The following is a 13,544-nucleotide window of genomic DNA, read 5'->3' on the forward strand; positions in this document are numbered from 1 at the left end:
GGTAGGAAATATTCTTCTCTATCACTTTTTATATAAAAATGACGGCCTCCATAGTCTCTTAAATAAAACAATTACATTACTTGTTTTTGCATAATTAGAGACTATTTAACTCAATCTAGAAAAAGAGGCGGGTCTAATAATATATGTCATTCTGTAATGGGGAATAAAAGAGCATTGACCACTCTGAATTCTATAGAATAGGAGGACTTTCCTTGAAACGCTATTTAAAAGTGGCAATCATAACAATGCTTGCGGCAGTGTTAGTTGTCGGTTGTTCAACAAAACAAGAAAATAAGAAGAATACAGCTAACAATAATACAAATCAACCAGCTAAAAGTACGAAGGAAGATGGTTTTCCAAACTGGGGCTACGACCTTCAACAAACAAGAAATGTCCCTTACGACAAGATCACGAAAGATAATGTAAATAAATTAGGAGTTGTTTGGCAGCAGGATCTAGCAGGATGGGATAAAAAAGCCCCTAATGCTTCGGAAGATTATCCTGTAGTTGTGGATGGGGTCATGTATGTAACGACCTCATTAAACAGAGTGTTTGCAATGGACGCTTCCAATGGAAAGAAAATTTGGGAGTGGAAACCTCCAAGTAATGTACAAGATCATTTAGATAAAGCGGACTTAAGTCTTTTAGAGGTTGTGGCTAGCCGAGGTGTTGCGGTAGCAGAGGGAAAAGTATTTGTACTAATTGCAGATAATCGTTTAGCTAAGTTAGATGCGAAAACCGGAAAATTAGATAAAATAATTAATTTTTGGGATATCAAGGGCATGGAGGGCGTCACCCTGGAAAACAGGTATTATGAAACATCAGCTCCTATGTATTATAAAGGAAATGTATATGTAGGAAGCAGTGGAGGGGATAACGGAATTCGCGGCTTTGTAATGGCCTTTAAGGCGAGTGATCTTACTCCTGCCTGGGATAAGCCATTCTGGACTGTACCTGAAAAAGGGAAGGATTGGGTAAAAGGAAAATACACAGGTGGCGGAGCTGTCTGGAATCCTATGGCATTTGATCCAGATACGGATATGATGTATTTCGGCGTAGGAAATCCGGCTCCTGACTTCTTTATTAAAATCCGTCCTGGCAAGAACCCTTACACCGATTCTGTAGTTGCTCTCGATAGCAAAACTGGTAAATTGATTTGGGCAAATTCTGAAATGGAAAACGACCAATGGGATTATGATGCAGCGGCAACTCCGATGGTTATAAATGCAAATGTTAAAGGCAAAAAGCAAAAGGTTGTTGTTCACGGAGGCAAAAACGGAAAATGGTATGCTTGGGATGCAAAATCAGGAAAGACTATTTATGATGGAGTCCCATTCGTTAAAATTAAACATACGCCACTAACGACAGATAAAAACAAGGCCGTTCTTCAATGGCCGGGAGTGGAAGGTGGACAAAATTATGCCACAGAAACGTATGACCCAGGAACCAATTTTGTGCTGATACCTGGTATCAATTTGCCTTCGTTAGGTATTGCTGCAAAAGATGAAAAAGAGGTAGAACAAAAAAATGGTTTGTTCCCTGGTACAGAAGTTCTACCTACTCCTAAAGGTACAGAGTCATCTGGTACCATCACCGCAATCGATTTGAATACCGGAAAGCAAGCATATCAAATTAAGACGAAACAACCACAGCGTGGAGGTTTCACAAGTACTGCAACAGGACTAGCTTTTTATGGGGAACTAGACGGAACTGCTAGCGCGATAGATATTAAAACTGGTAAGAAATTATGGAATATGGAAACCGGCGGAAAACAGGTAATGATGGCACCGGCAATTTATATGGATAATGGTAAACAATTTATTACCTATGTTACCGGAACAAAGGTTATTACGTATGGATTAGGTGGTAAGAAATCGGTGACTGCGGAACAGACCCCGCAGGGATCGGGGAAAAATGATAACGCTAATGATGGAAGCAGCGGTAATAAAGAAAAGGCTAAAAAGCAGCCTGGTAATACTGCGGCTCCAGCAATTTATAAAAAGAGCTGTGCATCTTGCCATGGTCAAAATCTTGGTGGCGGTGTCGGTCCCGATTTAACACATATCGGTAGTAAGATGTCTGAACAAGAGATATTAAATCAAATCATTAATGGGGGCGGTCGCATGCCTGCAGGTTTGGCAAAAGGAGACGATGCGAAAACGCTCGCTAGATGGTTGTCTCAAAAGAAATAATGATGAATAGTTAGATGTAGCAACCTGAGTTTTAAAAGGCACAGGTTGCTTTTATTTAGGACAAGCGAGGTGCGACAAATATCCCCACCCTCCTTGTCCCTTTTTGTTATTAATTGCAATAATCCGTACACATAGGACAACTTTTAGTCAAAATTCTGGTTATTTCGGAGAAACCATCTACATAAGATTAATTTGAAAGGGAAAAACAGTACACCTTAAGTATTATTTTCACAATGGTTGGTGTCATGAAAGGTGGTGACTCACATGTGGAAGAAGCCTGAATATAAAATAATTAATACATCTTCTGAGGTGACAATGTACGCCTATGTTGGTAAGTAGCATGGTATCGTATGCATAAATGAGTTTAATAAAACAAGAGGTGGTGCAATAGAATGAATCGATACTTTAAATCGGTAATCGGTGCGGTGATTGGTGCCGCTACCACAGGTGTATGGTTAGGCGTAGACCTGCTAACTCCTGAACCAATCGGAGATTATCTATTATTTTCTCTGATGGGTCTCTCCAATGTTGTGATTGGATGGCAAGTTGGGAGGCTTATAGGGAAATCCAAAGAAGATAAACAAAACGAGGTCAGAGGGGAAAGGAATGATTCTAAATTCGAATTAGAGTCTTAGGAACAGCGGCAGGTGGAGGGTTTCCACAGTGGAATTGTGCCTGTTCCAACTGTAAGCAAGTTCGCAATGGCAACGATGCATTTCAGCCCTTGCTTCAATCATCTCTTGCAGTAAGTGCAAATGAAAAAGAATGGTACCTGATTAATGCAGGACCGGATGTTCATAAACAAATAGAGTCGTTTCCTGCACTGCATGCTGGTCCCGGAATCAGAGAAACACCTCTAGCCGGAGTAATTTTAACCGACGCTGAGCTTGATCACACCATAGGATTATTATCGCTTCGGGAAGGCTCTTGTCTAACTATCTATGGAACTGAAATGGTAAGAGAAACATTGCATTCTTCCTTTCCAGTGTTTCCTATGCTGAAAGACTATTGTACATGGGAGTGGCAGTGTCTTTCTCCTGACTTTCTGTTGCGGGTAGGACCTTCGGGTGGAAGTGATGAAGAAATGCTACTCATTGAGACGGTCCCTGTTTCAAACAAGCCACCTCTTTACACGCAGATATACGATGAGGGGAATAATCCCGAAAATATTTGGGAGGTAGGACTGGTTTTGCATAATCAGAAATCCGGCAAATGTCTTGCCTATTTCCCTACGTTGGATGTGATTACACCAGCTATAGAAGCAAGTTTAAAGAAAGCAGACATTATCATGGTTGATGGTACATTTTGGTCTGAAGATGAATTGGTAGAGATGGGCGCAACGAAGCGTGATGCAAAAAGCATGGGACATTTGCCTATTGGAGGAAGAGGAGGGATTGCAGAAAAATTAGCAGCCATTCCAGCAAAAAGGAAAATTTTAATACACATTAACAATAGTAATCCTATTTTAGAGATGGGATCTCTTGAAAGGAATACATTAGAAAGATTAGGAATTGAGATTGCTTATGATGGAATGGAAGTGGAGGTGTAATCATGCTTGAAAAAGTAGGTTTCGTTGGTCAGGAAAAAGAACGAAATCAAGAAAGCAATGTATTGTGGACAGCTGATGAATTTACCGAGAGATTAAAAGATGTAGGGCGATCCTACTATCATGATAAACACCCTTTTCATGTAAAGATGCACCAAGGTACATTAAGTCGAGAGCAAATTCGTGGCTGGGTAGCCAATCGTTATTATTACCAGAAGTGCGTTCCAATTAAAGATGCCGCCATCCTCTCCAATTTACCGTCTATGGAGTTGAGACGTCAATGGATTGGGCGAATCATTGATCATGATGGTACAAATGGAGAGGACGGCGGTATTGAAGCATGGCTAAGACTAGGTGAAGCAGTTGGTTTATCACGGGAAGAAGTATTAAGCGAGGAGCATGTCGTTCCGGGTGTTCGATTTGCAGTAGACGCCTATGTAAACTTTGCGCGGACAAAACCATGGATTGAGGCTGTGGCTTCCTCGTTAACAGAATTATTTTCACCCGATTTAATTTCTAAGAGAATTAAAATACTGGAGCGGCATTATACATGGATCGATAAAAGCGGACTAGATTACTTTCAGAGTCGTTTAACACAGGCGCCTAAGGACTCTGACACTGCAATGAGGCTAGTGTTAACATATTGCCAAACACCAGAAGCTCAACAACGAGCGGTCGCAGCTTTACGTTTTAAGTGTGATGTTTTATGGGCACAGCTAGATGCTACTGAAAAGGCTTTTATCCCTAAGGCATAATTGAGTAGTTCATCATGGCTGACAAGAAGAATAGAGGATTGGTGGTGGTAGATATCTTAGTTAGTTGCTTTCCAAAACTCGCAGCAAAGGCACGCCTAAAATTTGATAAAGTACGAGAAAAGCACCTGCTTTTATTACCGGAAAAGGTTGTGATCCTAAACGAAACTGCCGCATCTATCCTTATTTTATGTGATGGAAGTCAAACGGTGAAAGGTATAGCAGAAAAGATGAGGGCTTCGCTTAAGGATGGCAATAATGCATCAGATATAAGTACTCTACCGGATATACAAACGATAGAAGAGGATATTTCCGGGTTTCTTCAAGAGATGGCCGAGCAAGGATGGGTGGTGATTCATAGTCATGCCGAAGACAAATAATTTAGTAGAACCTCCTTATTCGTTGCTGGCAGAACTAACGCATCGCTGCCCCTTGCATTGTCCTTATTGCTCTAACCCATTGGAGATGGCGCAAAAGGAATCAGAACTTTCAACGGCGGACTGGATTCGGGTTTTATCCGAGGCTGCCGATTTAGGAGTTGTTGAAGTTCATTTTTCAGGAGGAGAGCCGCTCTTAAGGGATGATTTAGAAATTCTCATTCGCCATGCCAATTCATTAGAGATGTACACCAATCTTATTACAAGTGGGATTGGACTAACAGCGGAGAAGGCAACTAGTTTAAAAGATGCAGGTTTGGCAAATGTTCAGATTAGTTTCCAGGCGGGAGAGGCAAAGCTTTCAGATATTATTGGCGGATATAAAGCTTTTGAAAAGAAAAGAGAAGCGGTTAAAGCAGTAAAAGAGGCGGAAATGCACTTATCCTTAAATGTTGTTCTTCATCGGATGAATATAGATAAACTAGAGGGAATTTTAAAGCTGGCAGAGGAAACGGGAGCCGAACGTTTAGAACTGGCGAACACTCAATATTATAATTGGGCATTGCTTAATCGTGAACAGTTGCTGCCATGCTGGGAACAGATTCAACGTGCGAGTGAAATCTATAGAAAAGCGAAAGCACGCCTTGAAAAGAAAATGGAAATTATATGGGTCATCCCTGATTATTATGCATCAACACCAAAACCTTGTATGGGGGGCTGGGCTGCTATAGGTCTTACTGTAGCCCCCGATGGAGTTGCTCTACCTTGCCCGACCGCCGCAATGATTAAAGATTTATCCTTTGAAAATGTACGTTATTCTTCATTAAATAGTATTTGGAACGATTCATCCTCCTTTAACCGTTTCCGCGGAGAGGAATGGATGCCGGAGCCTTGCCGTTCATGTGATCTTAGACATGAAGATGGGGGAGGTTGCCGTTGCCAAGCTTTTGCCTTAACAGGAGATTCTTTTGCAACAGATCCAGCTTGTAAATGGGCTCCGGAACATTACTTAATTGAAAAAGCCGTTCAGGACGCAAATAATGATCCAAAGCCACAGAATAAACCACTTATTTACCGAAGGCATCAAAATAAAACCTTATTAAAAAAATAAGAAGGAGAAAGAGTGCCAAGGACTATATAAAAATCCTTCGGCACTTTTTCATGATCGTCAGATAATCCATTTAAATAATATAGAGGTGGCTAGGCTAATCCAAACTAGAAGAATGACAATGGCTGCTGCCCAATTCTTTTTCAATCGTTTTGGGGCACTCTCAGCAATTTTTCGGCATTCTTGCAATACATGATTCGGAATCATTGTGAATGCACCTAATATTCCTAAAGGCAATAAGACAGCCTCATCCAAATACCCTAACACTGGAATGACATCAGGGATAAAATCAATAGGACTTAACGCATATGCCACAATAAATAGTGAGAATGCCTTTGCGTACCATGGAGTTTCCTGGTGACGATAAGCTAAATAAAGGACATGGATATTACGTTTTATATTTTGAATAATCCCTTTCCACTTGTTTACTTTTTCCTTCATTTTCGTCCTATCCTTTCTTACAGTTCCTTATTTTTAGTCCGCTTATTTTCCTTTATTGTATCTCCGGCCATGTTTTTTAATCATAGTATGCCCAGAAAAACTACTTGTGATTTTTTGTAGGCACCAATCTGTGAATAAATACAATATGGTTTGGCATCCTAAATAAAACCAAATATTCCCTATATCTTGTGTAAATATAATTTAGAAAAGAAGTGATAGTAGTATGTCTTTTAAGAGTACGGTTTCCGGGCAGATTCATTCCGGGGCACGTAGACTTATGTTAGTAAACGCCTTGCGAAGTGTTGGACAAGGCATGATGGTAGTTGATTTGGCGTTATATCTTGATGCATTGGGGTGGAGTACTGCAGCGATTGGGGGTGTACTTGCTACAAGTGGCTTATTAGCTATCGGTCTTGCACCATGCATAGGAATCTATAGTGACAGGATAGGAAGAAAGCCGTTTATTCTGTTTTATGAACTACTAATAGCTGCATGTGCATTGACTGGAGTACTGACAACAAACTTTATTTGGTTGTTTATAGCTATTTCTCTTTCTGGATTTGGGAAGGCGGATGCTGGTTCACCCAGTCCGTGTGCTCCTGCAGAACAAGCATGGCTGTCCACTTTTATTCCAGCGGCTGAACGAGGAAAGGTGTATAGCCTGAATAATGCCCTTAGTTTTTTTGGAATGGCAACGGGAGCTGTTTTGGGAGGAACAACAGCGTTTTGGGGAAATACTCTTCCTGGAGAATTATCGTTCCGCTCTATTTTTTTCTTTGTTTTCGTTTTATCGCTCATAACATCTTCCATAATTGTGACCGTAAAGAGTGTGAAACCTGTTAAAGTTGTTAGCGAAAAAGAAGAGATGGCTGAGTGTCAGGATAAAAACATCCATTCCGAAGAGAATAAAGCTGTTTTTAAACTAGCGGCGATTAACATTCTTAACGGCTTGGCGGTCGGCCTCACAGGGCCAATGATGTCTTATTGGCTTTCAGAAAAATTTGGAGCAAGCAGTACACAAATTGGAGGTACATTGGCTGTTACCTTTTTTGCAACCGGTATTACCTCTGTTATCCAAGCTAGACTATCCCAAAAGCATGGAAATATCCGGTCCATTGTATTGGTGCGCTTCTTGGCAAGTACACTTTTAATTTTAATACCTTTGCTTCCGAACTTTGGCCTTGTTTCCTTAGCATATGTAATCCGCACCGCGTTAAATAGGGGAACACAAGGGGCACAGCAAGCATTAAGTGTAAGCTTAACTCGTGATAATCGCAGAGGATTTGCATCAAGCGTGAATGTTCTTTCTATGCGCATCCCTTCCTCTATCGGGCCATATATTTCAGGTTATCTATTTGGATTAGGTTCACTGTCTCTGCCATTTTACATAGCTGCAGGTTTACAATATAGTTTTGCTTATTTTTATGGGAAAATTTTCAGTTCTTATGATGTACGAATGAGAACACATGCGTCGTCAGGATGAGTGGCGATCAGCATTCTGGCACTTGCACGATAAGCTTCCGGCGCCTTCTCTAAGATAAGTCATCTTCATTTGAAAATGGAAATACTATTTTCACTTGCTGAAAATGGGAATACTATTTTCACTTGGTGAAATTCAAAGTGCTAATTTCACTAGTTTGTGGACAACTTCAGTACAGTTTTTTTTTCGAGGTATTTCCACTTTTCGTATTGATTGGTAAAGTTTAAGCGTCTTCTTTCTGAATTAGAAGATAGCATTCGTTGAAAAATATCGTTAGGAGGATGGGATATGAATGTTATCACAACTTTATCAGCTAGAAGACGGGAAAAACAAATCAAGAACGAGCGAAAGCTGCTGCGGGAGCTTTCCATCGAAAGCTTAAAGAAAAGTGTACAGGATTCGTTTGGCTCTGAAAGAGTCCAGGGCGGTATTTGGGTCGAGCAAGGAATAGAGGAAGGGTGCTACGATGTCGCCATTGAGGCATATTTATTAGGTGGACAATATAGCCGTTTTGGTTACGGGTCAGAGCCGATTGAACATATAAGATTACGGTGTGAAAAAGAATTAAAACATCTAACCGATACCCTTTATAATTTTTGGCTCTATTGGAAATTTGGGGATGAGAGTCTTATTCAAGAGTCCAGCTATTATAGTTGTGAACAATTCGTAGATAAATGGTGGATGGAAGGTTTTAAAAAGGGAGAGCAAAGAAGAAAGTTAAGGCTTCATTAAGGGTATTTTTAGAATCGGGACATTTTGTCCCCTTTTTTCTGTTCTAAAAACCTTTCTTGTCCCATATGTTTTGAATAGAGACAAGGAAGGGAAAGAATCGGATGAAGCGAAGGATAAAGACATTTGCTTTTATTTTTGGGGCAATTTTGTTATTTTTACTTTTCCAGTTTCAATTTTTCCAAAAGGATACATGGGATTCATGGAATCTTCCCCTTTCAGGAAAAATAATTTATTTAGATCCTGGTCATGGTGGTCCAGATGGGGGGGCTGGGGATGAAGACGCACTAGAAAAAGAAATAGCCTTAAAGATATCACTAAAACTAAGGGACTTTTTGCAAGAACAAGGTGCCCTTGTGTTAATGACAAGGGAAACGGATAAGGATTTAGCAGGTTCTGATGTAAGAGGATATAGTAGAAGGAAAGTTGAGGATTTGAAGAAAAGGCTTGAGTTAATAAATAAGTCGGATGCAGATCTGTATATTAGCATCCATTTAAATTCTATTCCATCACCAAGATGGAGTGGTGCACAAACTTTTTATTCCCCACATCTTATTGAAAATAAACGAATTGCAAAGTTTATTCAGGATGAATTGATTAAAAACCTAGGAAACACAGATAGACAAGCTAAAATGCTCCAAAATGTGTATATCGTGAAAAACTCCAAAAAACCTGGAGCATTAGTGGAGGTTGGATTTCTCTCCAATGCACAAGAAAGACAGAATTTAAAATCAAATCAATATCAGGAAAAGGTTTCGGCCTCTATTTATAATGGAATCATGAGATATTTTACAAATGAAAAAGATTTAAAATGATGGTAATCGAATTCGATTGCCATTTATTTTTTCTTTTTCCTTCAATTTTTTCCCTTCTTCTAAATTGTGATATACTTGGGGAGGAATTAGAGATTATGGCATAAGGAAGGTGTATCAAATTGTTAACGAAACAACAAGTCTTTGATTTATTAAAAGTAATGAAAGATCCTTTTTTACATAAAACGTTGGAAGAAACAAATGGAATTCTAGAAATAAATATAAAAGAGGAGAAGGAACATGTCAGTGTAAAGATTGCAGTTGCCAAAACAGGTACAAGTGAACAGCTACAATTGCAAACTTTAATCGTTAATACATTAAAAGGAGCGGGAGCAAAAACGGTAGGGATTCGTTTTGCAGAGCTTCCTGATGAAGTTCTTGCACAATTTCGCGGATCAGAGCCAGAAGATCAAGGAAATAATCTCCTGTCTCCAAATAGCAAAACTACCTTTATTGCCATTGCCAGCGGAAAAGGCGGAGTAGGTAAATCTACTGTTTCTGTTAATTTAGCGGTTTCACTTGCGAGACTAGGAAAAAAAGTTGGACTAGTTGATGCAGATATTTATGGTTTCAGTGTTCCAGATATGATGGGGGTAACACAACGACCAGTAGTCCGTGGGGAAAGAATTATTCCAGTTGAAAGATTTGGAGTAAAGGTTATTTCTATGGGATTTTTTGTAGAGGATAATGCACCCGTAATTTGGCGTGGACCTATGCTTGGGAAGATGCTTAATAACTTCTTTACGGAAGTAGAGTGGGGCGAATTAGATTACTTATTGTTAGACTTACCTCCAGGTACAGGTGATGTTGCCCTTGATGTTCATACAATGCTTCCACATTGTAAAGAAATCATCGTCACAACACCACACCCAACTGCAGCATTCGTAGCAGCACGTGCCGGTGCTATGGCTTTGAGAACAGAACATGAAATCCTTGGTGTGATTGAAAATATGTCCTACTTTGAAAGCAAAGTAACAGGGGAAAAGGAATATGTTTTTGGACAAGGTGGAGGTAATAAGCTTGCAGAAGAACTGCAAACCGAACTTTTGGGTCAACTGCCATTACAACAGCCAGATTGGAATGAAGAGGATTTTGCACCTTCTATTTATGCGAAAGATCACAAATTAGGCGTTATTTACGAGGATATTGCTAAAAAGGTTATTACATTGTTGGATAAATAAAATGAACCTGCTGCAATGCAGCAGGTTTTTTATTGTCCTCCAGATCCGCCACCTTGCTGCTGCCCACCGCCGGAAGTACCTCCTTGTTGCTGTCCTTGCTGTCCGCCGCTTTTTTCATTATTCATATCTTGCGCGGCTTTTAGTAACAAGGTTTGCATTTTTGCTTTAAACAATGGGCTATCAATTGTTTCAATCATGGTGTCTTGGTATTGTTTCCGCATTTCCTTACTTTTCATCAAGCTGAGAACTTGTTTTTGATATTCCGGGTCTTTTAATATCGAAAGCATCATGCTTTGATAATCGGGGTCCTTCATTAAGCTCTTCAATAAATTCTCATTTTCTTTTTTCATCCCTTTTGCGTATGACTTAGCAAATTCAGGATCACTGAAAGCCTTCTTCCAAAATTCTTTGCCTTTATCGGATACTAATGATTTTTCGATTGTTTTTGTAACGGTTGCTTGATCCATAATTAACTGACTTTTCATTTTGTCATCGGTCATAATATCTTGTATTGCTTTCTTTCCTTCATCCGTTTTCAATATATCGACAATCATTTTTTTTGTTTGATCGTAATCCATTTGCCCAGCTTTTGTTTCACTTCCTGAACAGGAAGTTAACAGAAGAATCATGGGTATTAGGAGCAATGTAGCGATCTTTTTCATAAGAATAGCTCCTTTCATTTAAACCGCATTTTCTTTTATGGAGAAATCTTTAATCCTTTACATAGGACTTTTAATGTTAATATGGGATTTTATAAAAGAATTATGCATAAAGAGAGGAATTTCTAGATTTTTTATAATGCGGTTGGTACAATCAAAAGGATGATAATTTTGGAATTGGAGGATTTCTCAATTGACGAGTCGAAATTGGGTACGTTTGTTTTTTTCCACATTAATAGTTGGTGGATTAACAACCGGAATATTAGGCTTTGTGATCCGCTGGGGTGAATTTCAAGAATATTTTATTGAATTTAATATATCCAGTATTCTTTCCACATTTGTTTGGCTTGTTGGGGTTGGCTTCATTTTTAGTGTTATTAGTCAGGTTGGTTATTTTGCATATTTAACGATTCATCAGTTTGGTCTAGGTATTTTCCGCTCATTATGGAATCCTGTACAAGTAGTGCTTATTTTATTTGCATTGTTTGATTTAGTTTATTTTCGTTTTGAAAGATTTGCTAAAAGCAGTGAAAGCATTTTGCCCTACATAGGACTTGCTGTATTCATTTTAGTTGTTGGTTTAATTATTGCATATTTTAAGACAAAACAAACTCATAAAAATACATTTATTTCTGCGTTGTTTTTTATGGTGGTGGTAACGATAGTGGAATGGGTCCCGGTTTTACGAGTAAACGAAAAAAGCTGGATTTTCCTGATGATTTATCCACTAATCATTTGTAATGCATATCAAATATTAATATTGCCGAAATATCTTAAAAAGTCAGAGGCAGAGCGGGAGCAGGCAAAAAAGAGAATGGAAATGCGCAAAGCAGAAAAAGGGAAAAAACACGAGAAAAAGTAAAGCACCTCGTGTTTTTTTTATCGCTATTGTATAAGTGTTGTCTTCACTTTTCCATTTGCAATCATATCAGAAACTTTAATAAAGTTTCCCTTATTTGCTAACTCTTCCACGATAGAAGGTATTGCTTTAGCTGTCTGCCGTGCCGAATCAGAGGCATGTAATAATATGATATCTCCATTTTTCGCTTTCGCAGTATATTGGACGATTTTATTCACACCAGGATTTTTCCAATCGTTAGAATTTACACTCCAATGAACAACAGTTAAACCCAAACTTTCCGCAACTTTTAATGTTTTTTCATCAAAATGTCCAGTTGGAGACCGCAAAAGTTTTACATTTTTAATATTCAATTTCTTAAATACCTCTTGCGCCTTTAATATATCACTTCTAATTTTGCTTGATTCGAGCTCTGTATAATCCTCATATGCGTAGCCTAAGCTTCCTATTTCATATCCTTGCTTCACGATTTTATCAACAATATCTGGGTGTCTCTCGGCCCAGGAACCTGAAAGAAAAAACGTTGCAGATTTTACACCTTCTTTTTCTAGCGCCTTAATAATACCAGCGGCCTTTTCATCTCCCCAGCCAATATCAAAGGTTAGTGCTATTCCTTTTTCTCCTTTATACACTGCTTTTGGTCCTCCCTTAGTGGAAAAAACCGAAACATTTGCAGCAGATTGAGAATAAAGGAAAAGTGCGGTAAAGAAGGAAACTACTAAAATGAACATGAGTTGTTTCACTTTACGTCCATTTAATATCATAAAAAAATTCATATCTATCCCCCTTTTGTTATTGGTTATCGGATTTTGTATAAGACAAGTTCTTTATAAGAATCATATGCTTGCCCATCTAAAAAATATGAACAAAAAGATTTTCTTCTTATAATTTTAGGCTATTTGGAAAAAACTAGACTTACTACTAAGAAGGGGTGTGCAGAATGCTCGGTTTGATCATTCATGAAAAAGAAAAATTAGAAATCCAATATTTATTAAAAAGAGAGATGGACGAAATTTTACATGATTTAGAGGATCCAAGAATAGATTACATTGTGAAAAGAGCAATGAAGGAGCGCTATAAAATTTTATTTTCCCTTTTTACGAGGGTTGCTCCACATAGTGAGTGTGTAAACTATATTATTTCTACCAAAGTAAAGAAGCAAAGCTGATATGTAAGTATTTATCCATTAATTTATTCCAACATATATTTTGAGAGAAAAACTGGCTTCGTAAATATTTTTAAAAAAAAGGGAGAGAGAAGGTTGACAGTAAATAAGGAACCTGTTATATTAATATATGTCGCTGATGAGCAACAGAAAAACTTGTTGACAAGGCGATTAGATAAATGATATAATATAAAAGTTGCTTCTTGAAAAGTAACTGAGTATTGGTCTTTGAAAACTGAACAG

The 13,544-nt window shown here is 38.6% G+C and carries 16 protein-coding genes; 13 read left to right on the plus strand and 3 right to left on the minus strand.

The window, feature by feature from the left end:
* Positions 1 to 212 precede the first annotated feature (212 nt).
* From CWO92_RS20915 to pqqE, 7 genes are all read left to right on the plus strand, one after another.
* Complete coding sequence (locus CWO92_RS20915) at positions 213 to 2,192, plus strand: outer membrane protein assembly factor BamB family protein (RefSeq protein ID WP_101356146.1); 1,980 nt, start codon at positions 213 to 215, stop codon at positions 2,190 to 2,192.
* A gap of 264 nt (positions 2,193 to 2,456) precedes the next feature.
* Positions 2,457 to 2,531 (plus strand): pyrroloquinoline quinone precursor peptide PqqA, encoded by a 75-nt coding sequence (gene pqqA / locus CWO92_RS26610; RefSeq protein ID WP_133120595.1) that lies wholly within the window; start codon positions 2,457 to 2,459, stop codon positions 2,529 to 2,531.
* 53 nt (positions 2,532 to 2,584) lie between these two features.
* Positions 2,585 to 2,827 (plus strand): hypothetical protein, encoded by a 243-nt coding sequence (locus tag CWO92_RS20925; protein ID WP_101356148.1) that lies wholly within the window; start codon positions 2,585 to 2,587, stop codon positions 2,825 to 2,827.
* On the plus strand, positions 2,815 to 3,741 hold the full coding sequence (gene pqqB / locus CWO92_RS20930) for a pyrroloquinoline quinone biosynthesis protein PqqB (protein ID WP_235851647.1): 927 nt from the start codon (positions 2,815 to 2,817) through the stop codon (positions 3,739 to 3,741). The genes CWO92_RS20925 and pqqB overlap by 13 nt, the downstream gene beginning before the upstream one ends.
* A gap of 2 nt (positions 3,742 to 3,743) precedes the next feature.
* Entirely contained in the window at positions 3,744 to 4,493 is a 750-nt protein-coding gene (pqqC, locus tag CWO92_RS20935; RefSeq protein ID WP_101356150.1) for a pyrroloquinoline-quinone synthase PqqC, read from the plus strand.
* Between the two features lie 14 nt (positions 4,494 to 4,507).
* Complete coding sequence (gene pqqD / locus CWO92_RS20940) at positions 4,508 to 4,870, plus strand: pyrroloquinoline quinone biosynthesis peptide chaperone PqqD (protein WP_101356151.1); 363 nt, start codon at positions 4,508 to 4,510, stop codon at positions 4,868 to 4,870.
* A complete protein-coding gene (pqqE, locus tag CWO92_RS20945; protein ID WP_101356152.1) occupies positions 4,854 to 5,978 on the plus strand; it encodes a pyrroloquinoline quinone biosynthesis protein PqqE in 1,125 nt (374 codons plus the stop codon). The genes pqqD and pqqE overlap by 17 nt, the downstream gene beginning before the upstream one ends.
* A 57-nt stretch (positions 5,979 to 6,035) precedes the next feature.
* On the opposite strand, the gene CWO92_RS20950 is transcribed toward pqqE, so the two are convergent.
* Positions 6,036 to 6,416 carry a YkvA family protein gene (locus CWO92_RS20950; protein WP_101356153.1) on the minus strand — a complete coding sequence of 127 codons (381 nt, stop codon included), beginning with the start codon at positions 6,414 to 6,416 and terminating at the stop codon, positions 6,036 to 6,038.
* 223 nt (positions 6,417 to 6,639) lie between these two features.
* On the opposite strand from CWO92_RS20950, the gene CWO92_RS20955 reads away from it, so the two are divergent.
* The 4 genes from CWO92_RS20955 to salA all read left to right on the plus strand — a co-directional run bounded on the left by CWO92_RS20955 (position 6,640) and on the right by salA (position 10,618).
* Entirely contained in the window at positions 6,640 to 7,899 is a 1,260-nt protein-coding gene (locus CWO92_RS20955) for an MFS transporter (RefSeq protein WP_101356154.1), read from the plus strand.
* A gap of 285 nt (positions 7,900 to 8,184) precedes the next feature.
* Positions 8,185 to 8,628, plus strand: a complete 444-nt coding sequence (locus tag CWO92_RS20960) for a YbaK family protein (protein ID WP_101356155.1) — start codon at positions 8,185 to 8,187, stop codon at positions 8,626 to 8,628.
* 101 nt (positions 8,629 to 8,729) lie between these two features.
* Entirely contained in the window at positions 8,730 to 9,440 is a 711-nt protein-coding gene (gene cwlD, locus CWO92_RS20965) for an N-acetylmuramoyl-L-alanine amidase CwlD (protein WP_101356156.1), read from the plus strand.
* Between the two features lie 119 nt (positions 9,441 to 9,559).
* Positions 9,560 to 10,618 (plus strand): iron-sulfur carrier protein/transcriptional regulator SalA, encoded by a 1,059-nt coding sequence (gene salA, locus CWO92_RS20970; protein WP_101356157.1) that lies wholly within the window; start codon positions 9,560 to 9,562, stop codon positions 10,616 to 10,618.
* 29 nt (positions 10,619 to 10,647) lie between these two features.
* On the opposite strand, the gene gerD is transcribed toward salA, so the two are convergent.
* Complete coding sequence (gene gerD, locus CWO92_RS20975; protein ID WP_101356158.1) at positions 10,648 to 11,280, minus strand: spore germination lipoprotein GerD; 633 nt, start codon at positions 11,278 to 11,280, stop codon at positions 10,648 to 10,650.
* 190 nt (positions 11,281 to 11,470) lie between these two features.
* On the opposite strand from gerD, the gene CWO92_RS20980 reads away from it, so the two are divergent.
* Positions 11,471 to 12,139: a KinB-signaling pathway activation protein gene (locus CWO92_RS20980; RefSeq protein ID WP_101356159.1), complete on the plus strand. Its 669-nt coding sequence runs from the start codon at positions 11,471 to 11,473 to the stop codon at positions 12,137 to 12,139.
* Between the two features lie 23 nt (positions 12,140 to 12,162).
* On the opposite strand, the gene pdaB is transcribed toward CWO92_RS20980, so the two are convergent.
* A complete protein-coding gene (gene pdaB / locus CWO92_RS20985; RefSeq protein WP_101356160.1) occupies positions 12,163 to 12,912 on the minus strand; it encodes a polysaccharide deacetylase family sporulation protein PdaB in 750 nt (249 codons plus the stop codon).
* A 164-nt stretch (positions 12,913 to 13,076) separates the two neighbouring features.
* On the opposite strand from pdaB, the gene CWO92_RS20990 reads away from it, so the two are divergent.
* Complete coding sequence (locus CWO92_RS20990) at positions 13,077 to 13,304, plus strand: hypothetical protein (RefSeq protein ID WP_101356161.1); 228 nt, start codon at positions 13,077 to 13,079, stop codon at positions 13,302 to 13,304.
* The last annotated feature ends 240 nt before the right edge of the window (positions 13,305 to 13,544 follow it).

The organism is Heyndrickxia camelliae, assembly GCF_002844575.1.
GTDB lineage: Bacteria > Bacillota > Bacilli > Bacillales > Bacillaceae_C > Margalitia > Margalitia camelliae.